1 protein-coding gene is annotated in these 550 nt (G+C 52.0%); it reads left to right on the top strand.

Annotated features, from left to right (window positions below):
- Positions 1-550: MFS transporter (locus J5224_RS34590; protein ID WP_264629341.1), on the top strand; the 550-nt coding region annotated here is incomplete at both ends.

Here is a 550-nt window from a genome sequence, read left to right as displayed (position 1 = left end):
CTTTCTGGTTTGTGGCGCAATCGGCGTGCTTTTATGATTGTGCTGGGCTTTACCGCCGCAGGGTCGTTGAGCTTTTATACCTACACCACCTACATGCAGAAGTATCTGGTGAATACGGCGGGTATGGATGCAAAAACCGCAAGTGGAGTGATGACGGGCGCTTTGGTGATATTCATGTTGCTACAACCGCTGTTTGGCGCGTTGTCGGATAAAATCGGGCGCCGTACCATGATGATCATTTTTGGTTCGATGGCCGCGTTGTTTACCGTTCCGATCCTCAGCGCTTTGCAGAATGTGACAAACCCCTATGCGGCGTTTGGCATTATCGTGATGGCGTTGATGATCATCAGTTTTTACACCTCGATCAGCGGTGTGCTGAAAGCAGAAATGTTTCCGCCAGAGGTGCGTGCGCTGGGCGTGGGACTGTCCTATGCGATAGGCAACGCGTTGTTTGGCGGTTCGGCTGAGTATGTCGCGCTGTCGCTGAAATCAGCGGGTATCGAAACAACGTTCTTCTGGTATGTCTCTGCCATGTGCCTGATGGCGATGT

This window comes from Candidatus Symbiopectobacterium sp. NZEC135 (assembly GCF_025962695.1).
Note: the sequence above shows the minus strand (reverse complement) of the source record. Positions and strands in the feature narration are given on the sequence as shown.